This is a genomic window from Alkalilacustris brevis (genome assembly GCF_003350345.1).
In the GTDB taxonomy this organism is placed as follows: Bacteria; Pseudomonadota; Alphaproteobacteria; order Rhodobacterales; family Rhodobacteraceae; genus Alkalilacustris; species Alkalilacustris brevis.
This window is the reverse complement of the sequence record NZ_QNVJ01000081.1, coordinates 1-26532: the sequence shown is the minus strand read 5'-3', so window position 1 is coordinate 26532 and position 26532 is coordinate 1. Positions and strand designations below refer to the sequence as shown.

General features: G+C 61.0%; 23 protein-coding genes. 17 read left to right on the top strand and 6 right to left on the bottom strand.

The genetic code is table 11. The features are described from left to right. Nucleotides 1–15 precede the first annotated feature (15 nt). The 4 genes from DQ229_RS12845 to DQ229_RS12830 form a co-directional block, all read right to left on the bottom strand. On the bottom strand, nt 16–1812 hold the full coding sequence (locus DQ229_RS12845; protein ID WP_114966661.1) for a GmrSD restriction endonuclease domain-containing protein: 1797 nt from the start codon (nt 1810–1812) through the stop codon (nt 16–18). A gap of 2 nt (nt 1813–1814) precedes the next feature. After that, nucleotides 1815–3947 (bottom strand): type I restriction-modification system subunit M, encoded by a 2133-nt coding sequence (locus DQ229_RS12840; RefSeq protein ID WP_114966660.1) that lies wholly within the window; start codon nt 3945–3947, stop codon nt 1815–1817. A gap of 10 nt (nt 3948–3957) precedes the next feature. Next, nucleotides 3958–4158 carry a helix-turn-helix domain-containing protein gene (locus DQ229_RS12835; protein ID WP_420796871.1) on the bottom strand — a complete coding sequence of 67 codons (201 nt, stop codon included), beginning with the start codon at nt 4156–4158 and terminating at the stop codon, nt 3958–3960. 225 nt (nt 4159–4383) lie between these two features. Further along, nucleotides 4384–5538, bottom strand: a complete 1155-nt coding sequence (locus tag DQ229_RS12830; protein WP_114966659.1) for a tyrosine-type recombinase/integrase — start codon at nt 5536–5538, stop codon at nt 4384–4386. Nucleotides 5539–6021: 483 nt separating this feature from the next. Here DQ229_RS12830 and DQ229_RS12825 point away from each other — a divergent pair, with 483 nt between their 5' ends. From DQ229_RS12825 to DQ229_RS12815, 3 genes are read left to right on the top strand one after another with little or no spacing between them, the layout of a single operon-like run. Beyond that, nucleotides 6022–6507, top strand: coding sequence for a hypothetical protein (locus tag DQ229_RS12825; RefSeq protein ID WP_114966658.1), 486 nt, complete (start codon nt 6022–6024; stop codon nt 6505–6507). Nucleotides 6508–6514: 7 nt separating this feature from the next. Beyond that, the gene (locus DQ229_RS12820; RefSeq protein ID WP_155326525.1) at nt 6515–6892 is read left to right on the top strand and encodes a hypothetical protein; all 378 of its coding nucleotides are present in this window, start codon (nt 6515–6517) and stop codon (nt 6890–6892) included. A gap of 15 nt (nt 6893–6907) precedes the next feature. Then, nucleotides 6908–7558 (top strand): hypothetical protein, encoded by a 651-nt coding sequence (locus DQ229_RS12815; protein WP_114966656.1) that lies wholly within the window; start codon nt 6908–6910, stop codon nt 7556–7558. Nucleotides 7559–8324: 766 nt separating this feature from the next. On the opposite strand, the gene DQ229_RS12810 is transcribed toward DQ229_RS12815, so the two are convergent. Together DQ229_RS12810 and nusG are read right to left on the bottom strand one after the other, a co-directional pair. Then, nucleotides 8325–9458, bottom strand: coding sequence for a Fic family protein (locus tag DQ229_RS12810; protein WP_114966655.1), 1134 nt, complete (start codon nt 9456–9458; stop codon nt 8325–8327). Between the two features lie 143 nt (nt 9459–9601). Further along, nucleotides 9602–10114 carry a transcription termination/antitermination protein NusG gene (nusG, locus tag DQ229_RS12805; protein ID WP_114966654.1) on the bottom strand — a complete coding sequence of 171 codons (513 nt, stop codon included), beginning with the start codon at nt 10112–10114 and terminating at the stop codon, nt 9602–9604. A 217-nt stretch (nt 10115–10331) separates the two neighbouring features. On the opposite strand from nusG, the gene DQ229_RS12800 reads away from it, so the two are divergent. From DQ229_RS12800 to DQ229_RS12740, 14 genes are all read left to right on the top strand, one after another. Then, nucleotides 10332–11870 carry a recombinase family protein gene (locus DQ229_RS12800; RefSeq protein WP_338014176.1) on the top strand — a complete coding sequence of 513 codons (1539 nt, stop codon included), beginning with the start codon at nt 10332–10334 and terminating at the stop codon, nt 11868–11870. 66 nt (nt 11871–11936) lie between these two features. Beyond that, nucleotides 11937–12815 (top strand): ParB/RepB/Spo0J family partition protein, encoded by an 879-nt coding sequence (locus DQ229_RS12795; protein ID WP_114966652.1) that lies wholly within the window; start codon nt 11937–11939, stop codon nt 12813–12815. A 14-nt stretch (nt 12816–12829) separates the two neighbouring features. Then, nucleotides 12830–13831, top strand: coding sequence for a plasmid partitioning protein RepB C-terminal domain-containing protein (locus DQ229_RS12790; protein WP_114966651.1), 1002 nt, complete (start codon nt 12830–12832; stop codon nt 13829–13831). A 232-nt stretch (nt 13832–14063) separates the two neighbouring features. Beyond that, a complete protein-coding gene (locus DQ229_RS16845) occupies nt 14064–14669 on the top strand; it encodes a MarR family EPS-associated transcriptional regulator (RefSeq protein ID WP_238381074.1) in 606 nt (201 codons plus the stop codon). A gap of 92 nt (nt 14670–14761) precedes the next feature. Beyond that, a complete protein-coding gene (locus tag DQ229_RS12780; protein ID WP_114966650.1) occupies nt 14762–16123 on the top strand; it encodes a UDP-glucose dehydrogenase family protein in 1362 nt (453 codons plus the stop codon). Further along, a complete protein-coding gene (locus tag DQ229_RS12775) occupies nt 16120–17148 on the top strand; it encodes an SDR family NAD(P)-dependent oxidoreductase (protein ID WP_114966649.1) in 1029 nt (342 codons plus the stop codon). The genes DQ229_RS12780 and DQ229_RS12775 overlap by 4 nt, the downstream gene beginning before the upstream one ends. After that, entirely contained in the window at nt 17145–19004 is a 1860-nt protein-coding gene (locus tag DQ229_RS12770; RefSeq protein ID WP_114966648.1) for an ABC transporter ATP-binding protein, read from the top strand. The genes DQ229_RS12775 and DQ229_RS12770 overlap by 4 nt, the downstream gene beginning before the upstream one ends. Before the next feature lie 359 nt (nt 19005–19363). After that, a complete protein-coding gene (locus tag DQ229_RS16385; RefSeq protein ID WP_162300865.1) occupies nt 19364–19951 on the top strand; it encodes a hypothetical protein in 588 nt (195 codons plus the stop codon). A 163-nt stretch (nt 19952–20114) separates the two neighbouring features. Then, nucleotides 20115–20975, top strand: coding sequence for a polysaccharide pyruvyl transferase family protein (locus DQ229_RS12765; protein WP_114966647.1), 861 nt, complete (start codon nt 20115–20117; stop codon nt 20973–20975). 3 nt (nt 20976–20978) lie between these two features. Next, the gene (locus tag DQ229_RS12760; protein WP_114966646.1) at nt 20979–21731 is read left to right on the top strand and encodes a glycosyltransferase family 2 protein; all 753 of its coding nucleotides are present in this window, start codon (nt 20979–20981) and stop codon (nt 21729–21731) included. A gap of 60 nt (nt 21732–21791) precedes the next feature. Beyond that, nucleotides 21792–23147, top strand: a complete 1356-nt coding sequence (locus DQ229_RS12755) for an asparagine synthase-related protein (RefSeq protein WP_162300864.1) — start codon at nt 21792–21794, stop codon at nt 23145–23147. A gap of 15 nt (nt 23148–23162) precedes the next feature. Continuing rightward, the gene (locus DQ229_RS12750) at nt 23163–24038 is read left to right on the top strand and encodes an aminoglycoside phosphotransferase family protein (RefSeq protein ID WP_114966644.1); all 876 of its coding nucleotides are present in this window, start codon (nt 23163–23165) and stop codon (nt 24036–24038) included. After that, the gene (locus DQ229_RS12745; protein WP_162300862.1) at nt 24035–25153 is read left to right on the top strand and encodes a glycosyltransferase family 4 protein; all 1119 of its coding nucleotides are present in this window, start codon (nt 24035–24037) and stop codon (nt 25151–25153) included. Before DQ229_RS12750 ends, DQ229_RS12745 begins: the two co-directional genes overlap by 4 nt. Before the next feature lie 186 nt (nt 25154–25339). Then, nucleotides 25340–26455, top strand: coding sequence for a glycosyltransferase (locus DQ229_RS12740; RefSeq protein ID WP_114966642.1), 1116 nt, complete (start codon nt 25340–25342; stop codon nt 26453–26455). Nucleotides 26456–26532 lie beyond the last annotated feature (77 nt).

Genomic DNA, 26532 nt, shown 5'->3' with positions numbered 1-26532 from the left:
TTTCTCCGACGGCATTTAGAGCCCCTCGAAGTAGGTTTTGATCTTCTGGGCCATCAGCTTGCGCCGCTGTTCCAGGAAGGCATCGAAGGATGGGATCTCTCCGTCCAGCATGCACTCCGGCAAGCAGCTCATCCGAAGGTTTGCCCGCATCTCCTCAATCGTCGTGATGCCACCATACTTCTTGGCGCCACCGTTGCACTGGTCCGCCAACTCGCTGAAGTAAGTCTTCGGGTCGCGGTCACCGATGCCAATGTTGATCTCGCTCTGGGCCAGGACGAAGTTGGCGATCTGGTTGTAGCGGCCGCGTGTCAGACCTTGGCCCTTGAGGTGATTGCGCGGGTAGACATGGTGCACGTCGCTACGGTTTAGTAGCAGGTCACGCACGGTGATGTCTCGAGACAGGAACCCGAGGTCACCGAGCTTCACCTGCGCAGCCCGATAGACAAGGAAATAGGGGCTAGAGGCGGAGGAGGTGTCCATCTCCTGCGGCAGCAACGTGTTCCAGAAGCTTTCCGGTAGCTCGGCGTCGATAACTGCATCCGTGTAGGCGGCCAGGCCGCGGGTCTCGATCTGGCGGATATCGAAGTCGAAGGCCGTTTCGGGGGCGCCCGAATATCGTCCTCGGAGAAGCGACATGACATACCATCGCCGGACCAGACGCTCGATGTCGGCGGCGGGCATCCCCTCTGCGCGGCCGCGCAGGTACAGAATGTACGCAAAGTTGATGGCGTTCTGGCTGCGGATGAGGCCGGACGTGATGAAACCAGCCGAGCGCAGGATCATCGTCAGCCGGTCGAAATGCGTCTTGTTGATGAAGTTCAGGACACCGGTCTTCAGGCGGGAAAAAGCCTCCTCGGCGACGGTCTCCTCGTACTGTTTCGTCTCGAAATTCCGGCCTGACAGAAGTGCTACAAGGTCCTGCAGCTTGCCCCTGCGGAACTCGGACGTGAACGCCACCCGCAGCATGTCGGTATAGGATGGGTCATAGAGGTCGTCGTTGACGTCTTTCAGCCAGCGCATCTTCGGCAGGAATTCGGATGCCGCGAATGCCTTGTCACCCTTCTCGATACGCGGCAGGAACTCGGGCGCGACGGCGAGATGGCAGAAGTAGTCAATCGCCTTTCGGAGCATGTTGCCGCCATAGGTGTCGTTCGCCGCGATCTTTGACATTGCGAAGTCCGCCTGGCTGAGCGATGCACCGGCCGAATTCACCCGGATGAAGATCTCCGTGACCGTCTCGATGTCGAGGTCTTCGGCCAGCTCAATGATGCCGACCTGGTTGTTTATGATCTTGCGGACCTTCTCCAGTACCAATGAAATCTGGTCCTGATCAGACTCCGGATTGCGCGCTGCATACTCACGCGTGAGCTTGGTCAGGCTGGCGTCAGGTGCAAAGACCGTCGCCAAGTCAGCAATCCATGAGGCGTCCTTCTGGATGGCCGGGTTCGAGACCTCGAAGCGCTCCTCCACTGGATGGAACGCGATCCGGATGCGTACCGTCTCGTAATCCTTGGTCAGCACCTCCTGGCCGAGCAACGCCGCCATTAGCGCGGTGACGCGCTGCTGCCCATCGATCAGGATGCGCTTGCCCGACGATGTGGAGCCATCTTTCAGCCGGACCGACGGGTTCCGCCAAGCGATGAGATAGCCAACCGGATAGCCCTGATAGAGCGAGTCCAGAAGGTTGCGGACCTTGGTCGCGTCCCACACGAAAGGGCGCTGGATCTCCGGAATGGCGATCTCGCCGGACTTCACCCAAGTGAGCAGGGTCTCGATCGGATGGGGGGTGACGGAGTAGCGTTGGGTGGCCATGCTCAGTGGCCTCCCGTCAGCACGTCTTCGAGAAGGCCTTCGGTTTCCTGCTCCAGTGCCCGAATGTCGGCTTCGATCTCCTGAAGTGTCCGCAGCGGCTGCGGCTTGTAGAAGTGCCGCGTGAAAGAGATTTCATAGCCGATAACCGTCTTGGACGGGTCGATCCAGGCGTCCGACGCATGAGGCAGAACCTCGCGGCGAAAGAACGCCTCGATACCGCCGTCTTCCAGGAAGGGCACCTGCTCGGTATCCCTCAACTCCGTGTCCGGCTCGTATTCGACGATCGCTGGTTTGCCACCGACGGTCCGATGGTAGTTGCCGTGCAGCGCATCAGTTTCGGCATCGGCGCCCGGCTTGATCTTGGACACCTTCTTGATGACCGGTTCCGCTCCAGGATCCTTGATACCCAGCCCCGCCATCAGGAGCTTCTGGCGTTTGGCCGTCATACGGACGCCGCGCTTGCCTGCAACAGCTTCAGCTTCTTCAAGGAAGCGGTTGAAATCGAGGTGGGGACCTGCGCCAAGCCGCTCGGTCACACCTTCCACAACGCCAATAAGGAGATCTTCCCCGGCCTCCACGCACGCCTTTGCGAAACGACTCTGAACGCTCGCCGACAGCTCGACCTTCAAGCGCAAGGGTCGTTCGACCGTCACCTTCCAGTAACCGAACGCCGCGTTGGGAAAGATCTTCGACTGCTCGTTTTCCTCGCTGTTGAGGAAGCTGTCGCAGATGCGCTTGATGTCGTCCGGCCCGAGAACGCAGTTCTTCTTACCGAGGTTCTTCCGCAGCGGTTTGAACCACGCTGTCGCGTCGATCAGCTGGACCTTGCCCTTGCGGGACTCCGCCTTGCGATTGCTGAGCACCCAGATGTAGGTCGCGATGCCGGTGTTGTAGAAGATGTTAAGCGGCAGCGCGATGATGGCTTCGAGCCAATCATTCTCGATGACCCAGCGCCGCACATTGCTCTCCCCCGATCCCGCGTCGCCCGTGAACAGCGATGAGCCATTATGGACCTCCGCGATGCGGCTGCCGACCTTGGTGGCCTTCTTCATCTTGCTCAGCATGTTGGCCAGAAACACCATCTGACCGTCGCTGGAGCGCGTGATCAGGCTGTACTCGGGATCGCCACCGTGCTCGATCACAAAGCGGGGGTCGGTGATGTCCTTCTTGCCGCCGAGCCGGTCGAGATCGGATTTCCAGCTCTTGCCGTAGGGCGGGTTCGAAAGCATGAAATCGAACTCGCTCGATGGAAATGCATCGCTGGAGAGCGTCGAGCCATACTTCATGTTCTCGGCTTCGGCGCCTTCACCCTTGAGGATCAGGTCCGCCTTGCTGATGGCGAAGGTCTCTGGGTTGACCTCCTGTCCATAGAGATGAACCGACACCTCTTTTTCATGATCGGCCGCCAGCTTGACCAGCGTCTCTTCCGCCACCGTCAACATGCCACCCGTGCCGCAGGCGCCGTCATACACGAGATAGGTGCCCGACTGAATTTCATCCGCGACCGGCATGAAAATTAGATACGCCATGAGCTCCACCACGTCGCGTGGCGTGAAGTGCTCTCCGGCCTCTTCGTTGTTCTCTTCGTTGAACCGCCTGATCAGCTCCTCGAAGATTGTTCCCATGGAGTGATTGTCGAGCCCCGGCAGGCGCATACTTCCGTCTTGGTGCAACACGGGCTTGGGGCTGAGATTGACCGATGGGTCGAGGAACTTTTCGATCAGGAACCCCAGCGCGTCCGCTTCGACAAGCGTCGGGATCTGATTGCGGAACTTGAATTTGTCTAGGACCTCCTGAACGTTCGGGGAGAAGCCGTCGAGGAAGGCCTCGAAGTCCGACTTCAGCTGCTGCCGGCGCGCGCGAGACGTAAGGTCGCGAAGTCGGAACTGCGATGTATTGTAGAAGGCTTCTCCCGACGCCTGGCAAAGAGCCGCGTGCTGGTTGGCGACACCTGCTTTGTCCAGCTGCGCCTTCATGGCTAAGACCGCATCCTTGGTCGGTTCAAGCACGGCGTCGAGCCGACGAATGACGGTCATCGGCAGGATGACGTCCCGGTATTTGCCGCGAACATAGACATCGCGCAGAACATCATCGGCGATGTTCCAGATAAAATTGCTGATGTTCAGATCGCTCACTCGGGCCCCCTCACGCCTTGGTCTGTGCAGCTTTTTTCTGCAAATCGATCCAGCTATCGAGGTCCGATCTCTTGAAGCGCCACGCGCCGGCCACTTTGAACCCCGGCAGATCGCCACGCTTGGCAAGCCGGTAAACCGTCTTCTCGTCGACGTTCAGGTAGCCAGCCACATCTCGCACGGTCATGGCCTGGTCAGGCGTATCCGCCATCATCGAACCCTCATGATTTTTCTGACCATAGCAGTGCAAATCGGGGCAAGCCAGTCCAATGTTGGCCATTGAGGTGCTGGGAACGCTTCCTCGCGCTGGCGGGATGGCAGGACCTTTTGGTACCCGTGAAGCTTGCCACCGCATAGCACGCGATCAAGGCGCTTCTGGTGCCAGTTCGCCAGTTAGGAGCGGTTGATGGTCCAGATGGGCCAAGCGCCTCTTCAGGATTTATCCAAGCGCTTCGCGTAAGTCCTTTGCCACCGCGTCCGCCGCCATCCGCACCGGTTCGGCGGCGAGGTGCGCGTAGCGCGCCGTGGTCTGGACCTGCGTGTGCCCGAGGAGCTTGCCGATCATCGGCAGGCCCTGATCCGACGCGACGGCCGTGGACGCGAAGGTGTGGCGCAGGTCGTGGATGCGGACGTCCTTGACGCCGGCGCGGGCGCGGACGCGCTGCCAGAAGGGCTGGAGATCGCTCAGGCGCTTGCCCGGCAGGGTGCCGGTGATGACCCACGGGTTGTTCTCGATGCGCTGGGCGTCGCGCAGCAACTCGACGGCAGGCTGACCGAGATGGACGACCTTGGCGCCGGACTTGGAATCTGCCAGGCGCAGAACGCGCTCGGCCAGATCCACGTGCGCCCACTGCAACGTCATGATCTCGTTCAGCCGACAGCCGGTGAGGATCAGCAGGCGGGCAGCGAGTATGGCCGAGGTCAGTTCGATCCCCTCCGCCTCCATCTCGCGCAGCACCTCGCCGATCCGGCGCAGTTCCGCCGCGCTGAGGAAGCGCTCGCGCTTCTCTTCGGGGTATTTCCGGATGTGCTTGCGCGGATTGGTGCCGTCCGGACGCAGCCCCCACATCTCGGCGAGGCTGAACATCTTCGAGACCACTTCAAGGCAGCGGTTCGCCTGATAGGGGATGTGGCGGAGGTCGTGATGGAACTTTGCCACGTCCGCCCGGGTGATGCCCGTGACCGTGAGCTGTCCGAGCGCGGGGAGGATGAAGCGCTGCAGGTTTCGCCGATACTCCTTCGCCGTACTGGCTTTCACCCGGATCGCGATGTGCTCCTCGTCGAACCGCTCCGCCAACTCCTTTACCGTGATCGCCTTGCGCCCGGCGTCGCGTTCTGCGGCTGGGTCCTCGCCATTCCGCGCGGCGGCGACGATGGAGATGGCGCGGTTGCGCGCCTGCTCGCAGGCGAGCACCGTGCTGGGCCCGAGGCTGATCCGCCGCGACCGGCGCCCGGCGCGATACTGGACCACGTAACCTTTGCGTCCGCTCGGCAGCACCCGCAGCCCGAAGCCAGGGATCTCGCTGTCCCAGACGAAGTACTCGGCGGAGCGGGAATCGAGAGCGTCGACGAGGCGCTTGGTCAGCTTGGGCATGGTGGACGACCTTCCGGTTCTCTTTGCTCTACAGTGCGAAAGGCGTCGTGATAGTCAACGAACACATTGATAATGCGTAGAAAAAGGAAGTGGTGCGCGTTTCCGGGTGGGTGCTACTGGGCGATTGTGCGCAGTCTGGATAGCCAACGGAAATAGACCGACAGGTCCAACGCTGGTGCTGCCGACTTCCCCGCCGCGATTCGCTGATTGCGAGCGCCACCAGCGTGCACGTGGCCCGCGATCTGGCGGCTGACTTAACGATGGCGACAGGGTAGGTATGGCAGCCTCGTTGACGAATTGCCGTGAAGCCAAGATGACGCGGGGGGAACGGCATGAACCGCCCAGCACCTTGCGCATCTGAAGTCGTGGATACCACTTGGGTCGAAAAATGCTTGATCAGCCGACAGATACAGGCGACCTTCCCGTCAAGCCGCAGACCAGTTGGGGACTGTCGGTCTAGGATCAACCTGCACGGATTCCCGAATGATCATAGCCAAGGCAGCCTTTCGCATTCTAATCGGGATTTTTTTCGGCGCAGCTTCGGCTATCGCGCTGACGCCAGCTTTCGCCGCATTCACGTCAGCAGAAGATAGGGTCACCCCAATCGTGATGATGTCCCTTGTTCTCCTTTGCGGTGTCCTTTGTTTCTTCGCCCCCTCTATCCGCCGAGCGTTTGGTCGCGGTTTCCTGGCACTTGGGGCTTCCGTTTTCGCGCTCCCGATTTCGGCATTCCTGCTATCTGGTCGAGCTGCGTCAGAGGTCGTTGGAACGGCTGAGGCAGGCTCTGAAGCCATCGCCGCTGTAGGGGCAGGTCTTGCTGGGATTGCAGTCACAGGTGTCGCGACCTTTTTCGGATTAATCATCGGAACGATCCTGTTGCTTATCGGCCTCGTACTGAGTCTTGGCGGGCGCCGAGAAGTCATCATTGTGGATGGGCCTCAACGTACCGAACCCATGGTCCGGAAATGAGTATGAAATGAAATCTTCGAAATCATTCTTCGCAAGCGTATTGGCGATGTTTGCCGCTATGGGCACATCGCAGACACTTGCTGATCCTGTCCCCCTTTCCTCATACCTGTCCTCTGTCGATAGATCCGAGGTCACCTTCACCGGAAGGATCAGATACAATATCAACGAGCGCGAGTTTACATTCTATAACGAGGATCGTGAGCCTTTCGGTGTAACAATGGACGCTGGGCGTGATGTCCGTGAGCGGGTCGAGACGGAGTGCGGCAGTTCGAGCTTCATGGTCACTTTTTCCGAACTTTGCACGATCAGCGGCAGCGGGACGGTTGAGATACGCGGTTCGCGCATCTTCATTAGCGTAGAAATTGTGGATCACTTGGGAAGCTAGGAGAAAACAATAGCAATGCGGGGAAAGAAGCAGGCCGTCGATGACGGGGCGATACGGGCCCTGCTGAAGCTCTATGCCTGCCCTCTCCCGTATCACCAGGTTCGTGCCCGCTTCATGGGCAACATCGCGACACCTGACATGAACGCCTCGCCCATGAAGGAGGTTCAGCGTCTCTGGAATGATGCCCTGCCCGAATTCGAGGACCGGAAGGAGGCGGAAGCCTTCTTCGCTGCGCTCCTGCAGGGGCTGTGGAATGGCCTGAGCGCGCACCAGAAGCGTAGCGATCCCTTCAAACTCGCGCGGGTGAAGACCGCTCCGGCGAGCTATGAATACCTGGCGCGGCTTGGCAAGGTTCGCCGCGAGGAGATCGATGGCTTCATCGACGGACTTTTCGCCGGGCAGGAAGAGATGGATTTCCCCGAGAGCGCGCACAAGGCTGTTGGCACGCTGGGGGAGTTGCGCGGCCTTTTTGCTGCGACCGAGGATATGGCACTGAACCCGCCGGGGCCAGCCGACGTCTCGACCATGGAGCAGACCGTCAAGCACTTGCGGGAGCTGACTCGGATTGCCGAGGTCGAAATTAACACGATCGTTCAGTCCTGCAGGAGAGCGCGGCAGCAGATGCTGGAAACGCAGACCATGGAACGGCCCGGCACGATGCACTGATGTGCTTCAGCGAGGCTGAAACCTTTATGGATTTTGGAGCCGACGCGATAATCGACAAGCAGAATTTCGAGGAGATTCTATGGTAACCTTTCTTCCTCCCCGGTGCTGTGATTGCGGTGCCCTTCCGGGCAAAGAACACGAGTCGTGGTGTCCGTTCGGAGATCCGGGCGTCTTGCACGAGTCGTCATTTCAACTTGAGCCGGAACCTGAACAGCAGCGCTCGGAGATAAACGACGATGCTTCGACGCCTCGGGTGCCTGCGATTTGTATTGATCGCGAGACGCTGGACCTTGAAGCGTTGCGCCCATTCTTCACTAAAGAAGCACTGCGGGACGCAGTTCGGGGTCATTTGGGAGAATTCGGATATCGCCGAGCGATCACTGGTGCTGTCTATGGACCGGCAACCCGGAAATGATGTGCTGCTACCACGACCATCCGTCGGCGCCCACGTGGAAGCATTGTGGAAGCAAGAGGGGACAAAGTGCTGCCAGTTTCTGCGCAATCCTGCGGACGGCGCGCGCGGGGCAGGGGGTTCGAACTGGCGGAAATGTCGAAGGAATACGCAAACGAGCGCAATCGTTCATGGTCCGTTCGCCACGACTCATAACCTGAAGGTCGTAGGTTCAAATCCTACCCCCGCAACCAGAATAATACGCGATATCAGCACGTTAGAACCCGACCTAACCAGTCTGGTTTCTTGCGTTGCAACTCTGGTCAACACCTGGTCAACATTTCCAGAGCCCCCCTGCGTGGCGCGTCCAGCGCTTCAGATTTTCAGCAGATCAAGCAGCGGATCAAAGGCATACATCGCGGCGCGGCGCCCCGAAGCGGGCTCGATCGTGCGCAGAAGTCCCGCCTCGACAAGACGCCGGGACAGGGCGCGCGCCGATGATGCCGGGATCCCGGAGCGATCGACAAACCGGTCGTTGCGGAAAATCGGGCTGGCGAATACGAAGTCCAGGGCCTGGTCGTGGAACTGCGAATTCAGCACATCACGGAATTGCTCCCGCATCTCGCCATGAAGGCGGAAGATCGCGTCGGCCGTCTCGATGTTGACCGTGGCCTGGGCGTGCATGGCCTCCAGGAAGAACGCGACCCAGCCGGTCCAGTTGCCGTTGGCGGAGACCGCGCGCATCCGCCCAATGTACTCTTCCTTGTGGGCCTCGAAATAGCCGGAGACGAAGAAGTTCGGCTGATGCAGAACGCCGAGCTTCCACAGCATCAGGGTGATCAGCATGCGCCCGATCCGGCCATTGCCGTCCTCGAAAGGGTGCAGGGCCTCGAACTCGACATGCGCGATGGCCGTCCGGATCAGCGGCCGCATCGTGCTTTCGTTGATATAGCGCACAAGCTCGACCATCGCAGGGCCAAGCTGCTCGGGCGCGATCGGTACATAGTGGATCTTCCCCCGTCGTTCGTCCCCGATGTAGTTTTGCTCCACCTTGTAGCTGCCGGAACGCTTGCGGGCGCCACGGCCGAAGGACAACAGCTGCTGGTGCGCTGTCCGGATCAGGTGTTCGCCAAGCGGTGCGCCCTCGGCGAGCGCCTGCTGGGCGTTCTTCAGCGCGCGCGAATACAGGTAGGTCTCGACGTCGTCGTTGCGCGCCTCGCGGTAGGGATTGGCACTCCCCGCATCTTCCTCGGCTTCTAGTCGATACAGTTCCTCGATGGTCGAGATCGTACCTTCCATCCTTGAGGAGGTGACCGCGTCCTGGCGGCGCAGGGGCGCGAGGAACAACTCGCTGTTCACCATGCCAGACATCTTGGCATCGTACCGCGCCAGCGAGGCAGCTGCTTCCTCCAGCGGCCCGAGCAGCACTTCGTAGTCGAGCGTCGACGGAGGGAAGGCACCGAGGTGGTAGGTGACGGCGTCTGTCAGGTCATAGGGTTTGGCGATCATATGGTGGTCGATTCTGTCATCAACGTGATTTGTCGCCAACCTAGTCGCGGCAAGATCTCTTGGCAACAGAATAGTGCCTTATCCTGACATCAAGCGTAGTTTCCGCCAGTCGTCTGCCATAAAACAGCTATCATCCCAAACGGTCACCCCGCTCGCACTTGCTCCGAACTGACGGCCACGCGAATCTGCGCCCCCATTAGTTCCAGCAGCACCCAGACGCGGCGGTCCGGCGCGATGCACTCAATCGTGGCCACGAAATCCGCAAACGGCCCCTTTGTCAGCGTGACCTGTTCGCCGGGATTGAGCAGCTTTGGCGGCATCAACATTCCGTCGCGATCACAGCGCAGCATCAACTGGCTGATCAGATCGAGCGGCACGGGTGTTGGCTCCTTGCCGAGGCTGACGAGGCGCGTGATGCCATAGGTCGAGTTCACGACGCGCCAGCCGCCGCGCAGCATGTCGAGTGCGACAAAGATGTAGCCGGGAAAGAGCGGGCGCAGCTGCGTGAAGAACTTGCCGCGCGCGCGCCTGGTTTCTTCCTGCCTAGGCAGGAAGGTCCGAAGCCCTTGCCGCGCGAGATTGCGCTCGGCGATGTTGTGGCTGTTGGGTTTGAACTGCGCCAGAAACCAGGTGGCTCCGCGGTCGTGATAGCTCATGTCGCCCCCGTCCAATCTACGCCTCGAAACGTGCGCTCAGTTTCGAGCGGGATCAAGCGGTGTTTTGACGGTTGCCCAGACATGTGCAGATCACCGTATCCGGAACGTGTTGAACTTCTGAAGAATTCGGAACTCTCAAGTTGATAGCCCCCGCGCTCTACGCAAACGTCGCAGGAGTTCTGGACAAAGCGGAGGCGGTGAGTTGGACGGAAGCGGGGTGGCACAGGCAACATTTCGGGCGGCGCAATATGTGCGGATGTCGACCGAGCATCAGCAATATTCGACCAACAACCAGGCCGACAAGATCCGCGAATATGCCGAGAAGCGCGGCATCGAGATCGTCAGGACCTATGCCGACGATGGCAAGAGCGGGCTGTCGCTCGAAGGGCGCGCAGCACTTCAGAAACTGCTGTCGGATGTCGAGTCCGGTGCGGCCGATTTCAACCTGATCCTGGTCTATGACATCAGCCGCTGGGGGCGGTTTCAGGATGCGGATGAAAGTGCCTATTACGAATACATCTGCAAGCGGGCAGGCATCGACATCGCCTATTGTGCGGAGCAATTCGAGAATGACGGCTCGCCTGTTTCGACCATCGTCAAGGGTGTCAAGCGCGCCATGGCCGGCGAATACAGCCGCGAGCTTTCGGTCAAGGTTTTCACGGGTCAGTGTCGCCTGATCGAGATGGGGTACCGCCAGGGCGGGTCTGCCGGCTTCGGCCTGCGCCGGGTGCTGCTCGACGAGCGCGGCAACATCAAGGGCGAGTTGAAGCGCGGCGAGCACAAGTCCCTGCAGACCGACCGGGTGATCCTGATGCCCGGGCCCGAGGAAGAGGTCGCCTGGGTCAACAGGATGTATCGCTGGCTGATCGAGGAAGAGCTGAGCTTTCGCGAGATCGCCGACCGGCTGAATGAAGCGGGCGTCGCCACCGATCTCGACAGGCCCTGGACGCCCGGCACCGTGCGCACGGTCCTGAGCAACGAGAAATACATCGGCAACAATGTCTACAATCGCAGCTCCTTCAAACTGAAGAAGCTGCATGTCGACAACCCGCCTGAGATGTGGGTGCGCAAGGAAGGGGCTTTCGAGGGCATCGTGCCGCTGGAGCTGTTCCTGACCGCGCAGGAAATCATCACCGCGCGATCGGCGCGATTGTCCGACGAGGAGCTGCTCGACCACCTGAAGCGCCTCTATGCCGAGGCCGGCCAGCTGTCGGGGGTGCTGATCGACCAGACGCCCGACATGCCCTCCTCATCGGCCTATCGCAACCGCTTCGGCTCGCTGGCCCGCGCCTATGAGATGATCGGCTATCGCACGGACCGCGATCATGAGCGCATCGCGCTCAACAAGCGCCTGCGCGCCATGCATCCCGAGATCATCGCCCGCACCGAGGCGGCGATTGCAAAGGTCGGCGGCGCTGTCGAGCGCGACCCCAAGACCGACCTGTTGACCATCAATGATGAACTGGTAATCAGCCTGGTTCTGGCGCGCTGCCAGCCGCAGGCCGACGGGCGGCTGCGCTGGCGCATCCGCTTCGATCCGATGCGCTACCAGGCCGACATCACGCTGGCGGTGCGGCTCGACCCGATGAACCGGGGCGAGTTCGATTACTACCTGCTGCCCTGGCTCGACCTGCCGCGGCAGGAGATCCGGCTCTGCAACCGGACCGCCATCACTTTCGAGGCCTTCCGCTTCGATGATCTCGGCTTCTTCTACGGCATGGCCGAGCGCGTGGGGGTTCTGAAACGATGGGCGTGAGAGACAATTCTGCAACCAACAAAAGAGAACAAATCATGAATATAACTCACAACGGGAGGCGCGCATATGCTGCCTGACACCCCCGACAGCGTGACCATGGTGCCAATCGAGCGGATCGAGGTGCTGAACTCGCGCGACCGCAACATGAAGGTCTTCGAGGAAATCGTGGAAAACATCCGCGGCATTGGCCTCAAGAAGCCGATCACTGTGACTGAGCGCGAGGCTGCCGATGGGGCGCCCGCCTATCTGCTGGTCTGCGGCGAGGGGCGGCTCAACGCCTTCCGCCTGCTGGGAGAAACCCATATTCCGGCGCTGGTGGTTGATGTCAGCGATGAAGACGCCTTCATCATGTCGCTCGCGGAAAACATTGCCCGGCGCGGCCACCGCCCGCTGGAGATCCTGGCCGATATCGAGCTTTTGCTGGCACGAGATTACACCATCGAGGATATCATCCAGCGCACCGGGCTGTCGCAGAAATACGTGCGCGACATCGTCTTTCTGCTGGAAAAGGGTGAGGAGCGTCTGATCGAGGCGGTGCAGAACAACACTATCCCGCTGACCGCGGCGCTGGAGATCGCGCGGGCCAAGAACGATGATGGCGATCTGGGCGACATGCTGGAGGAGGCCTACAAGACCGGCCAACTCAAGGGGCACCAGTTGACCGACGCCAAGCGCCTGATGGAAAAGCGCCGCGAGAAGGGCCCGAAATCGGGAGCCCGCCCGAAGCTACCCAATTCCGCGCACTCATTGGTGAAGATCTACCAGAAGGAAGTCGCGCGCCAGCACAAGATGGTGCTGAAGGCCGAGCACGCGCATCAGCAGCTTTTGCTGGTGGTCCAGGGCCTCAAGACTCTTTTTGCGGATGAGAATTTCGTGACGCTCCTGCGTGCCGAGGGTCTCGACACGCTGCCCAGATACCTCGCCGATCGCATTGAAACCCACTGATCTCGGAGACGAGCATGACCCAGACCAGCACTGTGAAACCCATCTATCCCGGTGCCTTTCCTCAGCCCAGCGCGGAAGAGGACAATGCGCAGGCCTATCCCAAGGTCCCGCTGAACCTGACCCTCGGCTTCGACCTTGAGACCTACCAGATCCCGATCGAAGAGCTGATGCCCTCGAAAAAGGTCCCCGATGGCGTGATGACCACGCGCAAGTTCAAGCAAATCCTGTCTTCGATCCGCGAGATCGGCTTGATCGAGCCGCTCTCGGTGATCAAACCCGACCCGGATGCGCCGGGCTTCCTGCTGCTCGACGGCAATCTGCGGGTGCTGGCGCTCAAGGAGCTGGGCCAAGATGTGGCACCCTGCCTGATCGCAAAGGATTTCGAGACCTACACCTACAACCACCGGATCAACCGGCTCTCGACGGTGCAGGAGCACTACATGCTGCGCCGCGCCATCGACAAGGGTGTGAGCAAGGACCGGCTGGCGCGGGCTTTCAATGTCAATCTCTCGACCATCAACAGCCGGATAAACCTGCTCCACGGCATATGCCCGCGCGCGGTCGAGCTGCTGAATGACCATCAGTTCACACCCGACGTGACCCGTCATCTGCGCAAGATGAAGGCCGCGCGGCAGATCGAGGCAGTGGAACTGATGATTGCAGCCAACACGATCACCGCGGCCCACGCAGACGCACTCCTCAAGGCCACACCGCCCGAGCAGCGCAGCGATTACACGCCGCCCAGGCCGGAAGAGCCCAGGGGCGACCCGCTGGAGCAGATCGTCAAGCTCGAACGCGAGATGAACCAGGTGCAGGAAAAGTACAAGGATGCCGAGAAATCCTATGGCTCGGAACTGCTGAACCTTGTCGTCGCCAAGGGCTATCTGACCAAACTGGTTGGCAACGAGGCCGTCCGGTCCTGGCTCTGCCGCCATGCGCCCGAGGTCCTTGAGCAGTTCGATCTGGTGATCAACACCACCAGCATGGAGGAAGCCATGGAGCAGCAGGCACGCTAGGACGGCGGGCCCGAGGCACTACCCACGTCAATGACGCCCAAGGCCCCGTTCGAGTCCGAGGGTGGCTCGGCCCCCGGGCTTGCAGCAGAATAACTTCGCCCGGTCGGACCAGCGTTCAGCAGGGCTACGCGGCCCTCCAGCGGGGGTGCAGGTGCCGATCGTCACGGTTGCGGCATTCCATCTTGCGTGGGGTGGGCCCAAAGCGGTATCAGGACTGATAGGCGCTGGCCTCATGGAGCTTGCGCAAGCTCGTGCAGCATGCTCAATGCTGAGGCACGCGCACGCCATGCGTGCATTTTTCATCAGGCAGGTTGATTTCCGGGTTGCATGCCCGGCGCTGAGCGTGTACCGCTCAATACTGAGCGACCATGTTCATGCCGCTTCACATTGCGAATTCGAGCACCCCAAGGCGCCGTTCGGCCAGTCCTTGTGCGGTAGCCTGCGCGAAAGCCCTCAGCCCGTGACCACCAAGCGCGACCAGTTGCGCGAGGACGTGCGTTTCCGCATCCTGCGCCTGCTTCAGGAAAACCCGGAGATGTCGCAGCGCGATCTGGCGAAGGCTGTCGGGGTCAGCACGGGCGGCATGCACTATGTGCTGAACGCGCTGCTGGAAAAGGGCCTGATCAAGCTGGGGAACTTCACCGCCGCCGAGGACAAGCGGCGCTACGCCTACAAGCTGACCCCGAAGGGGATCACCGAGAAGGCGGTGCTGACGCGGAAGTTCCTGGCACGCAAGATGGCCGAATACGAGGCCCTCAGGGCCGAGATCGAGGAAGTCGGTGCGGAATTGGCCTCAGCGGACCGGGACGAGTTGCGCGCCCGGAGAAGGGAGCCCTGAGCAATGTACATTGGCTTTGCGTCACGCCTTGATGGCTTTCGCATCGTGATGATTGGGTGCTCACCGCGTCATTTTGGAGAGGAACAGGCAGCATGAAGATCGCGATGATCGGCACCGGCTATGTGGGGCTTGTCTCGGGGGTGTGTTTTTCGGATTTCGGCCATGAGGTGGTCTGCGTGGACAAGGCCTCCGAGAAGATCGCCATGCTCGAGCGCGGCGAGGTGCCGATCTACGAGCCGGGGCTCGAGGACGTCCTCGGGCGTAATGTCGAGGCAGGGCGCCTGCGTTTCACCACCGATCTGGCCGCAGCCGTGGACGGGGCCGATGCGGTGTTCATCGCGGTGGGCACGCCGTCGCGGCGCGGCGACGGACATGCCGACCTGAGCCATGTGATGGCTGCGGCCGAAGACATTGCGCGGGCGCTGACCAGCTATACGGTGGTGGTGACCAAATCGACCGTGCCGGTAGGGACCAACCGCAAGGTGGCCGAGGTGATCCGCACCACCCGGCCAGAGGCCGAATTCGACGTGGCCTCCAACCCCGAGTTCCTGCGCGAGGGGGCGGCGATCGACGATTTCATGAAGCCAGATCGCGTGGTCGTGGGCATCGAGACCGATCGCGCGCGTGAGGTCATGTCCGCAGTCTACCGCCCGCTGTATCTGCGCGACTTCCCGGTGGTCTACACCGATCTGGAATCGGCCGAGATGATCAAATACGCCGCCAACGCATTCCTGGCGACCAAGATCAGTTTCATCAATGAGATTGCGGCGCTTTGCGAACGCGTCGGGGCCGATGTGAAATCGGTGGCCAGGGGCATGGGGCTGGACGGGCGGATCGGCAACAAGTTCCTGCACGCGGGGCCAGGCTTTGGCGGGTCGTGCTTTCCCAAGGACACGTCGGCGCTGGCGCGCATCGGTCAGGAACACGGCCAGCCCATGCGCATTACCGAGACCGTGATCACAGTGAATGACGCAGTCAAGCGGCGGATGATCGACAAGGTGCTCGACCTGTGCGGAGGATCGGTCAACGGCAAGACGGTGGCGGTGCTGGGTGTGACGTTCAAGCCCGAAACCGACGACATGCGCGATGCCCCCAGCGTCACCATCGTGCCCGCGCTGGTGGGCGGCGGGGCCGCGGTGCGCGTGGTCGACCCGCATGGCAGGCGCGAAGGTGAGGCGCTGTTGCCGGGCGTCGCATGGATGGATGACGCCTATGCTGCGGCCAAGGGTGCCGATTGTCTGCTGATCCTGACAGAATGGAACCAGTTTCGCGCGCTCGACCTCAAGCGGCTTGCAGACGCGATGCGCGATGCACGCATGGCGGATCTGCGCAACATCTACAGCCGCGAGGCCGTGCTGGAGGCCGGTTTCGCCATCTATGAAGGTGTGGGCCGGGCCAGCAATGCCCCGGCATTCCCGACCTCCCGCGATGCCGCCGAGCGAGCCGCCGAATGAAACGCGCCTTCATCACCGGCACAGCCGGCTTCATCGGCTTTCACCTGGCCGAGTTGCTGTTGCAGGAGGGGTGGGAGGTTGCCGGCTACGACGGGATGACCGATTACTACGATGTCGCGCTCAAGCGCCGCCGCCACGAAATGCTGCACCAACACGCGCGCTTCACCGCGACCGAGGCGATGCTTGAGGATGCGGGCGCATTGTCTGATGCCGTGGCCGCCGCCCGGCCCGACGTGATCGTGCATCTCGCGGCGCAGGCAGGGGTGCGCTATTCGATCGACAACCCGCGCGCCTATGTCGAGGCCAATCTTGTGGGCACCTTCAACCTTATGGAGGCGGCACTGACCGCGCGCCCCGCGCACCTTCTGATGGCCTCGACCAGCTCGGTCTATGGTGCCAATGCCGAGATGCCTTACGCGGAGGCGCACAAGACCGACACGCAAATGTCCTTCTATGCCGCCACCAAGAAGGCCAACGAGGCGATGGGCCACGCCTGGGCACATATCCACGCCCTGCCGACCACGATGTTTCGCTTCTTCACCGTCTACGGCCCCTGGGGGCGGCCCGACATGGCGCTGTTCAAGTTCACCCGTGCGATCCTGGAAGGACAGCCCATCGACGTCTATAACCACGGGCAAATGTGGCGCGACTTCACCTATGTGGGCGACCTGGTGCGCGGCATCCGGCTGCTGATGGAAGCGGTGCCGGGGCAGGGGCCGCTGGTGGAAGGCGACAGCCTCAGCCCCGTTGCCCCCTACCGCATCGTCAATATCGGCAACTCGCGCAAGGAGCGGCTGGAGGATTTCATCATCGCCATCGAAGCCGCGACCGGGCGCAAGGCCGTGCGCAACTACATGGACATGCAACAGGGCGACGTGCCCGCCACATGGGCCGATTGCACCCTGCTCGAGCGGCTGACGGGCTATCGCCCCACCACCGACATGCGCGAGGGCGTGGCGCGGTTCGTTCAGTGGTATCGCGACAGCTATCTTGCCGCCGCCAGCCCCGCCAAGGCCAGCCAATGACCCGCAAGATCCGACCTGCCAGATCGCACAGGATCACCGGGCTGGCAGCGCTGCGCATGATGTGGGATCTGCTCACCCCGCGCGAGCGGCGGATGGCTGCCGGAGTAGGCGCGGTCATGGCCTTCGCGGCCCTCGCCAGCGCCGCCATGGTGGTGTCGATCATGCCGTTTCTGCATGTGCTGACCGACGTCGGGGTGATCCAAAACAATGCTACCATGGCCATGCTTCGCGAACGCGGCGGCTTTGCCAGTGATTATGATTTCGTCGTGGCGCTGGGCATTGCCACGGTGGTGTTCATCTTTCTGGTCAACATGGTCCTGCTGGCCAGCCACTACCTGCTGACCCGCTTTTCGGTGATGCGCATTCATTCGCTGGCGGTGCGGCTGCTGTCGGCGTACCTGCGCCAGCCCTATGAATTCTTCCTCAACCGCCACAGCGGCGAGATTTCGAAAAGCGTGCTGTCGGAGGTGAATCAGGTCGTTTCAGGGTTCCTGCTCTCGCTGGGCAATCTTGTGGCTGCAACCATGACCTCGGCGGCAATCATGGTGGCGCTGGTCTGGGTCAGCCCGGGCATCGCGCTGGGGGGGATACTGGTGATCGGCGGCGCCTACGCGCTGATCTATGGCGGGGTGCGGGCCTATCTGGCGCGGCTTGGCAGGCAACGGGTCAAGGCCAACGGACAGCGCTTCCGTATCGCCAGCGAGGCGCTCACCGGAGCCAAGGAAATCAAGCTTGCCGGCCGCGAGCAAAGCTATATCGGCCGCTTCTCGCGCCCCGCGCGCACCTACGCGCGCACCCAGGCGCGCGCTCGCGTCATCGAAGGGGCACCCAAGTATCTGCTGCAGGCGGTGCTGTTCGGCGGTATCGTGCTGATCTGCCTTCTGATGATCGATCGGGCCTCGTTCGAGGGCGGCGGCGCGCTGGGCGGTATCGTGCCGGTGCTCGGGGCCTTTGCGCTTGGTGCGCAAAAGCTCATGCCCGAGGTGCAGAAGCTCTTTGCCGCACTGACCAAGATGCGCACCACCGCCCCGGCCGTCGCCCATCTGCATGGCGATCTTGTGCTCGCGCAGGGGCGCCCGGCGCTGCCTGCCACCCCGCCCGCGCCGCTGCGGATGCGCGCGACCCTCGCCTTCGACCGCGTCAGCTATCGCTACCCCGGCGCCGAACTGGCCGGGCTGAGCGATGTCACGCTTGAAATACACCGCGGCGAGCGTATCGGCATCGTCGGGGCCACCGGGGCGGGGAAATCCACCTTCGCCGATCTGGTGCTGGGGCTGCTGGAGCCGCATTCGGGCGTCATTGCGGTCGATGGGGTAGCGCTGAGTGGGGCCACGCTGCGCGCATGGCAGGCGGGGATCGGCTATGTCCCGCAGGAGATTTTCCTCACCGACAGCAGCGTGGCCGAGAACATCGCCTTCGCCATCCCGCCCGCCGAGATCGACCGCGCCCGCGTCGAGGAAAGCGCGCGCCTGGCGCAGATCGATGCCTTCATCCGCGAGGAGCTGCCGCAGGGCTATGACACGTTTGTGGGCGAACGCGGTGTGCGGCTTTCGGGCGGGCAGCGCCAGCGGCTGGGGATCGCCCGCGCGCTTTACCGCGATGCCGGGCTGATCGTGTTCGACGAGGCCACAAGCGCGCTCGACAACCTGACCGAGCGCGAGGTGATGGCCGCCATCGACGCGCTGCCGGGCGACAAGACGGTGCTGATGATCGCCCACCGGCTGAGCACCGTGCGCCGCTGCAACCGCATCCTGGTGCTGGACAAGGGCCGCGTCGCGGGCTTCGGCGACTGGGAGACCCTGATGCAGGACTGCCCGGCCTTCCGGCAGATGGTGGATGTGGCAAGGGTGGCGTGAGGGGGGATGATAAATCCCCATTAAGTTATGGATAAGCAGCAACCTAAACAAGAGAGCACAATAAATTGAAATCAAGAATGCTAACTTTCATAATTCCAATACGCCACCCCTCGAAAACTGCCGATTCCGCTCTGCAATACAGGGTTCTTCAGCAAACGTTTGCATCTATATCGCTTCAAGTTGGCAAAAATTGGCGATGCATAGTGGTTGCAAACTCCGGAACAAGACTGCCGCCCCGAACTCGCAACATAGAGATTTGCTCAGTGGACTTGGAGCCTGAGCCGCTCACCTCCTCCAATGTTTATGATGAATACATCAGAGGGGTGCGACTTGACAAAGGACGTAGATTTCGTGCAGCGATGGCTCTTGTTAGCCCCGATGATTTAGTTATGTCAGTAGACGATGATGACCTTGTTCATAAAAATATTTCTAAGTTTTTCACAGATAACACGCATATCAATGCATGCGCGATCAATGAGGGGTACATGTGGAGGGAGTATGACCAAAAAGTTTCTATTGTTGATGATTTTCACAAGCGTTGTGGAACATCCCTAATTGTGAGGGCGGGGCTATATTTATTTCATTGTGCGCCAGATGGTAAATCCTCGAACGACGCGTTGGCGGAGCTTGGGTCTCATCGCCTTATTTTTGAAAGATTAAATACTAGTGCTGATCCGTTTCAATATTTGCCCTTCAGCGGGGCGGTTTACCGGGTGGGGCATGAAAATTCTTCCCAGAACGTGATTTTGAAGAGGGGGCTGAGGGCAGCGCGGGGTAAAAATAAGCTTTTGTCTAGGGTTTTCCGAAAGGGAATAAATTTTGCTCGCGGAAAACACGATCCATCCAAAAGAAAGCGAAAGCCAGTCTTCGACAGAGATGCTGAGAGTGTGATTGTGGGAGATTTCTTGTCGAGGAGTATCTATCATAAATCTGATTGGCGATCTTAGTCTATTCTGGTTTATAGGTGGAGCTTCTAGGGCGATCTCCAGATGTAACACTCTTCTTCTTCGTACAAGAGTGCTCCCCCATAAGCTGCCTCTTCCTTGATATTTTAGTGTTTGGCGTGGCTTCGGGGAATTAAATTTTTACTGATAAAGAGGGAGCGTATCTATGCAATTAAGCTACTACAAATGCAAGGAAGGCAACTTCGGCGATGACCTGAATGATTGGATTTGGGATGCGCTGCTGCCCGGCTGGCGCGACTGGGACAATGACACCACCTTGATTGGTATTGGAACTATACTTACTCGCCAACGGCTTGCGAACCTCGAAAAAACAAGGGTTCTGGTTCTTGGCTCAGGTGCAGGCCGCAGCGAGTCTCCCAAGCTGCCCCTGCCCTTAAGTTGGGACTTCAGGTCTGTTAGAGGGCCAAGGACGGCGAAGAGGCTCGGTTTGCCATCTGAAAGGGCTGTCACTGATCCCGCGGTCATGATATCGGAGTTTCCGGAGTTTCAGAATCTGCCAAAGGGCGATAAGCCCGCTTTCATACCTCATTACCGCACGGTTCGCCGCCTAGACTGGAACGCTGCCTGCGAACGCGCCGGCATGAAGTATGTCTCTCCATCCGAAGAGTCCAAGACGGTCATCCGCAGCATCGCGTCCGCACCTTTGGTTGTCGCAGAGTCGATGCATGCGGTAATAATCGCTGATACATTTCGAGTTCCATGGATTCCGGTCAGGATCATGAATCGCTTTGATCCAGAAAAGTGGGCGGATTGGGCGGAGAGCATGAATATCAGCATCGATATCCCGCCTCTTTTTCCAACGATAAGCCTGCTCGATATAGAAATCGCTCCACGGCTGAGAAGAATTCAAGACAGGGCGTTTGGATATATCGAGAGCGGTTTCGTCGTGTCCCGACTGAGCGGTCTATTGAAAGTTCCGCCTCGGCTAAGCGAGCTTGATGTTCTCCAAGAGCGCAAGAGGCAGTATCGAGCGGTTCTCGATCAAGTCATCGCAGACTACGGATAAACCATGATCTCCGTCATCATCCCCACCTGCGACCGCCCCGCGGAGTTCCTGCGCGCGGCCATCGGCTCGGCTCTGGCGCAGTCGCTGCCGCCGCACGAGGTGATCGTGGTCGATAACGGCACCATTGATGCCGACCCGGCGGCCATTCCCGCGGGCGTCACGCTGCACCGCCTGCCGCCCCGCGTCGGCCCGTCGCGGGCGCGCAATTTCGGCGCGGCCATGGCCAGCGGCACGCATCTGGCCTTTCTCGACGATGACGACTGGTGGGACAAGGACTTCCTGCGCGAGGCCTGGGCGGTGCTGCAGGCCGAGGGCGCGCGCTGCGTCTATGGCCGCAAGGATGTGTTCCGCGACGGTCGCATCGCCCGCTACAAATGCCCGAGCCCCGAGACGCTCACCATCCCCGTCCTGCTGCGCCGCAATCCGGGCACGGGGGGGATCAACCTGCTGATCGAGAAGGCGCTGTTCTGGCGGATCGGAGGATTTGACGAGTGGCTGATCGTCGGGGAAGACATATCGCTGCCGCTGGAAGTGCTCAGGACCGGGGAGCGGATCGCCGTCGCCCCGGCGGCCGCCGCAATCGTGCGGCAGCATGATGGCGGACGCTTGACCGGCAGATTTATGGTCCGCTCCCGGCGTGTGTGGAAGTACCGGCGCCTTCTGGGCTGGCGGGAGACGGCGCAGAAACTTCTCAGGAATCTCTACCGCTCTGCGCGCGGTGCGATCAGGTCGCCCTTTGACGGCAGGAGGGCCTGAGCCGGTGCGCCTGATCGCGCGCAACCTGTGGCAGAGCATGTCGACCCAATGACCAGTCCAATGACCGGAGAAACCGCGATGAACCGCTCGGCAAGGCAATCGACCGCACCGCGTATGCTGGATCGGGCGACGCTGGATAAGTTCCTTTACTTTGGCTATGTGCCAAGGCCGATGCCGTCGCGCCGGGTCTTCGAGCGGCTGACGCGCGGCCTGCCGGTTGCGCTGCCGGATGACGAAAATGCCCTCATCGATCATGCCGAGGCGCTGCTTGACGATATAATCGGCGATATCGCAAGGCAGTATGCAGACAGGGAGATCGTCGTTCCCATCAGCGGCGGCCTCGATTCCCGCTGCATACTGGCCATGCTGATGCGCCACCGCCCACCCGAGCGGATCCATACCGTGACCATCGGCACCCCCGGAACACTCGACTTCGATCTCGGCAACCGTGTTGCGAAATGGGCCGGAACGCAGCATGTCGCAATCGACGCCACACAGGTTCCGATAACGGTTGACGCCCTGACGGAAATAGCCGCGAAGAGCGATGCTCCCTTGAGGATCATGAGTTTTTTCATGCTCCACCAGGCGCTTCAGGCCTTTCCGAAGGACCACGTGTTTCTGACAGGGTTTCTTGGTGGTCCGCTTGCTGGTTCACACTTTCCCGATGACAAGGACAAAACTTTAGATTTGGGCCGAGAATACTTTATTGCAAAGAACAGATATAATAAGACAGGTGTTGAAATTGCCAACGAGGAATTTCTCTTCCAAGATATTTGGTTCTATGAATCCTCGGTTATGACTCCGGCTGAGCAAATGGACTTATTTATACGTCAGAGAAATTTCATACTGCCTCTCTTTCGGTATGGTAGGCGAAAATGCGTCCACCCGTTTACAGAAAGAAAATGGATTAATTTCTGGATTTCTCTTGACCTAAAGCATCGATGCGGCTTGTCACTTTACAAGAAGATGATAATTAGAAGTTTTCCAGAAGCCTTCAGCCTGCCAGTCAAAAATAATGGCGGCTATAAACTTACCGCATCCAGAGTGCGCACGCTTTCGTCAGTCGTTCGACGAGGAATCCAAAAGGTTTCTCGTCACTTCGCTACCTCGGGCGCAAGCCATGTCAGGCCGGGTGTGAACTATCTGGATTACGAGCTGGCCTTTTGTAGTCACTGCGACCTCCAAGAAGTCACAACTGTGCTACTCTCGAGAATTGAGCGCGAGGAACATCTACAACACCTTGAGCCTATGCGCCTTTTTCATGAACATCAGGCAGGCGAGGCAAATCACGAGCGCGCATTACTGGCACTTCTTGGGATCGGGGCATTTCTCATTGTGCAAGATCGCAACGGATCACGCCCGAGTATGAATGTTCGCGGTGTGCAAGCTGGTGACAGAGACGATGCGCGATCTTAACGAGAACCGTCCCGCATGACATTCAGGTCGATCATGTCGCGCCTCGTCCATCGCCTGCGCGGGAACGCTGATGCGCCCCGCAGCCCGAATTTCTTTGACCTTTCCGATCTCCACCCCATCGGAAACATGCGTGGCGGTTTGATCACCAACAAGGCCGGGCGGGCGGTGCTCCGGGCGCGTCACCGGGGGCGCGATGTGAAGCTTTACGAGGCGCATTCGCCGCAACACGCGCGGTTCATCGCAGCCGTCAGCGCGGCGCTGCCCGATCTTTTCCCCGAAGTGCTGGAGTTGCGCGGGGCCTGGGTGATGGCGGAGTGGATCGAGGGCCGCCCGCCAGAGGGCGCGATTCAGGAGCGGCAGGCCGAGGCGCTCAGGCGCATTCATGCGTTGCCGCCCGAGGACCTGCCTCCGGCCGGGTTCTGCTATCTGCGCGATTTCCTGCTGCCGCGCTATCTGCGCGCCGCGGCCCTTGCCGGCGAGGCGAGCACTCTGGACGCGATCGCCGCGCAGACCGAGAGCGCCGGCGATGCCCGCATCGTGATGCACCCCGACCTGTCGCCCGACAACCTGCTTCGGGCCGCCGATGGCCGACTGGTCTGCATTGACAACGAGTTGCTCTGCACCGGCAGATTGCCGCTGCTCGATCTGTGCAACGCCATGCGCCCCCTAGGTCAGGATCAGCGCAACCGCCTTGCCGCGACCTGGTTCGAGGGAGCACCGCCCGCGCAGGATCAAATCGAGCGCACGGCGAAGGCATGGATGATGCGCGAGGCGGGTTCCGCCTTCATCACCGGGCGCATGTCGAACTGCGCGAAAATGATTTCGGCATCGAAAGGCGAGCTTGTCGCAAAGCTCCCCTTTGCCGGCACCATAGACCGCACAGGCCCATGAACAAACTGTTCTACCTCTCACAATCACGCCTTCCTTCGCGCGCGGCCAACTCTGTCCATGTGATGAAGATGGCGCAGGCCTTCGCTCGCACTGGTCTGAACGTGTCGCTTTCCGCGCGGGCGGGAGAGGGGGCAATGCCGTCCGAAATGCTCTGCCGGCATTACGGGGTGGAGCCGGTCTTCGATCTGCATGTCATCGATCCGGGTGGTCTGCCCAGGCCTGCCGTCCGCTACACGATCTCGGCCCTTCGGCGGGCCCGGCGCGCGGGAGCCTCGATGATCTATACGCGTCATCCCGGTTCGGGGTTTCTTGCCGAGGTGTTTGGCTGGCGCGCGGTGGTCGAGCTGCATATGCCCGATGCCGGCCGCGCGATGCGTGCCTATCTGCGCGTGGCGCGGCGGCCGCTTGTGGTGGTCATCACCGAGGCGCTGCGCCGGAAGGTCATTGCCGATCTGGGCGTTGACCCGAATGCGGTGATCGTGGCGCCAGACGGGGCCGACCCCATGCCGCCAGAGGTTCGGCCCGCCCTGCCGCCCGCAGCGCCGGGGAGGCTGCGCGTGGGGTTTCTGGGGCACCTCTATCGCGGCAAGGGGATGGAGGTGATCTCGGCCATTGCGCCGCGATGCCCCTGGGCGGATTTCGAGATCGTCGGCGGCACAGACGAAGACATCGCGCGTTGGAGGGCAAAGCTGGATGAGCTGCCAAATCTGCGCTTTCACGGCTATGTGCCGCACGCGCAGACACCGGCCTATCTGAAGAGTTTCGACGTGGCATTGCTGCCCAACCAGAGATTTGTCGGGGGGGTGGGGGGGAGCCGAAACATCAGCCAGTGGACCTCGCCGCTGAAGGCCTTCGAATACATGGCGGCGGGCTTGCCGATCATTGCCTCCGACCAGCCCAACCTGCGCGAGGTTCTGGAGCATGAGGTCAACGCACTGCTTTGCCCGCCCGATGATGTGGCCGCCTGGTGCCAGGCGCTGGAGCGGTTGCGCGAAAATCAGGGGCTTCGTGCCGGGCTGGGGAGAACAGCAAGCCAGCTTTTTGCAGAGCGTTACTCCTGGCAGGCGCGCGCCCGCCGGCTGAAGGATGCCGTTTTCGATTGCGGTTCACAATGACGACGAAGCACCGTCTTTCAGGGCGCGGGGTACGTCCACAAGGAGCACAGAGCCAGTGACTTCGACCATTGCCGCATCTAGCGCGCTATCTCGATGCCCTGATCAGCTGACATCAGGCACCGTCTCGCCAGCGGTATGGAACGCGCCGCGCCGGAATGAATGGATAGACAGGCAAGGCCATAGCCAGTGAAAACCCTGCATCTGATCAACTCGACCCGCTCGGGCGGCGGTGCGCAGGAAATGCTGAGAAAGCTGGTGTGCCACCGGCCCGCTTCGGTCGAACACCGGGTGATGACCCTGTTCACGCCGCCTGACACGCCGCTAACGGTCACGCCCGATCACTGCCTGGGGCTGCGCGGGCCTATGGGCCTGCCCGCCGCAGTGCGCCGGATGCGGGCGCTCATGCGCCGCGAGGTGCCGGATGTGATCGTAAGCTGGATGTATCATTCCAGCCTGCTGGCCACGATTGCGGCGCCGCGCGGGCGCAGACTTATCTGGAACATGCGCCATTCGCTTGAGGATATCTCGGTCGAAAAGCCGGCGACTAGGCTGGTGATCCGTGCCTGCGCACGGCTGTCGCGCTGGCCCGACGCCACAATCTATTGCGCCGAGGCAGCGGTTCCCCAACACGCCGCGATCGGCTTTCACGACCGCCGGGCCGCGGTCATTCCCAATGGTTTTGACACCGGGTTCTTCCAGCCACTTGATGCCGGGGCACGGCGTGCCTGGCACCAGAAACTGGGTGTGCCCGAGGGCGCGTTTCTGGTGGGCAATGCCGGACGGTTCCATCCGATGAAGAATCATCGCGGCCTGCTCGCGGCTTTCGCGGCGGTTGCCGCTGAGCGGCCCGACCTCCATCTGCTGCTGGCGGGGCGCGGGATTGATCCAGACAACACGGCGCTTGTCTCGGAGATACAGTCGCTTGGCCTTGAGGCCCGCGTGACCCTTGCGGGGCTGCAAGATGACATGCCCGGTTTTCTGGGCGCGCTCGACCTTTATGTCTCGGCCTCCCTTTGGGGCGAGGGCTTTCCCAATGTGATCGGCGAAGCGATGGCCTGCGGCACCCCGGTGCTGGCGACCGATGTCGGGGATTCTGCGCGGATCGTGGGCGATGCGGGTTTTGTCGCGGAAAGCGCCACGCCCGAGGCTATCGCCGCCGCCCTGCGCTGGGCTGTCGAGACAGCGGACAAGGGCTGGGAAAACCTCCGCTCGGCGGCGCGTAATCGGGTGATGGAGGCCTTCTCTCTTCCAGCCGTGACCCGTCAATACGAAGAGTTCCTGATGCAGATCGCAGGGCGCTGATCTTGGAAACCGCCGTCGCACTCGCCGCGAGCCTGGCCTATCTGCTTGGCCTCGGCTTTCTTTGCGCGCGGAATCCC

Coding starts and splice junctions, on each gene's coding strand:
- DQ229_RS12765 (WP_114966647.1), top strand. CDS start 20,115: ATGCAATTAAGCTACTACAAATGCAAGGAAGGCAACTTCGGCGATGAC.
- DQ229_RS12745 (WP_162300862.1), top strand. CDS start 24,035: ATGAACAAACTGTTCTACCTCTCACAATCACGCCTTCCTTCGCGCGCG.
- DQ229_RS12835 (WP_420796871.1), bottom strand. CDS start 4,158: ATGATGGCGGATACGCCTGACCAGGCCATGACCGTGCGAGATGTGGCT.
- DQ229_RS16385 (WP_162300865.1), top strand. CDS start 19,364: ATGGCTCTTGTTAGCCCCGATGATTTAGTTATGTCAGTAGACGATGAT.
- DQ229_RS16845 (WP_238381074.1), top strand. CDS start 14,064: ATGGAGCTTGCGCAAGCTCGTGCAGCATGCTCAATGCTGAGGCACGCG.
- DQ229_RS12795 (WP_114966652.1), top strand. CDS start 11,937: ATGCTGCCTGACACCCCCGACAGCGTGACCATGGTGCCAATCGAGCGG.
- DQ229_RS12790 (WP_114966651.1), top strand. CDS start 12,830: ATGACCCAGACCAGCACTGTGAAACCCATCTATCCCGGTGCCTTTCCT.
- DQ229_RS12770 (WP_114966648.1), top strand. CDS start 17,145: ATGACCCGCAAGATCCGACCTGCCAGATCGCACAGGATCACCGGGCTG.
- DQ229_RS12825 (WP_114966658.1), top strand. CDS start 6,022: ATGATCATAGCCAAGGCAGCCTTTCGCATTCTAATCGGGATTTTTTTC.
- DQ229_RS12845 (WP_114966661.1), bottom strand. CDS start 1,812: ATGGCCACCCAACGCTACTCCGTCACCCCCCATCCGATCGAGACCCTG.
- DQ229_RS12755 (WP_162300864.1), top strand. CDS start 21,792: ATGACCGGAGAAACCGCGATGAACCGCTCGGCAAGGCAATCGACCGCA.
- nusG (WP_114966654.1), bottom strand. CDS start 10,114: ATGAGCTATCACGACCGCGGAGCCACCTGGTTTCTGGCGCAGTTCAAA.
- DQ229_RS12760 (WP_114966646.1), top strand. CDS start 20,979: ATGATCTCCGTCATCATCCCCACCTGCGACCGCCCCGCGGAGTTCCTG.
- DQ229_RS12820 (WP_155326525.1), top strand. CDS start 6,515: ATGAAATCTTCGAAATCATTCTTCGCAAGCGTATTGGCGATGTTTGCC.
- DQ229_RS12830 (WP_114966659.1), bottom strand. CDS start 5,538: ATGCCCAAGCTGACCAAGCGCCTCGTCGACGCTCTCGATTCCCGCTCC.
- DQ229_RS12750 (WP_114966644.1), top strand. CDS start 23,163: ATGACATTCAGGTCGATCATGTCGCGCCTCGTCCATCGCCTGCGCGGG.
- DQ229_RS12815 (WP_114966656.1), top strand. CDS start 6,908: ATGCGGGGAAAGAAGCAGGCCGTCGATGACGGGGCGATACGGGCCCTG.
- DQ229_RS12810 (WP_114966655.1), bottom strand. CDS start 9,458: ATGATCGCCAAACCCTATGACCTGACAGACGCCGTCACCTACCACCTC.
- DQ229_RS12775 (WP_114966649.1), top strand. CDS start 16,120: ATGAAACGCGCCTTCATCACCGGCACAGCCGGCTTCATCGGCTTTCAC.
- DQ229_RS12780 (WP_114966650.1), top strand. CDS start 14,762: ATGAAGATCGCGATGATCGGCACCGGCTATGTGGGGCTTGTCTCGGGG.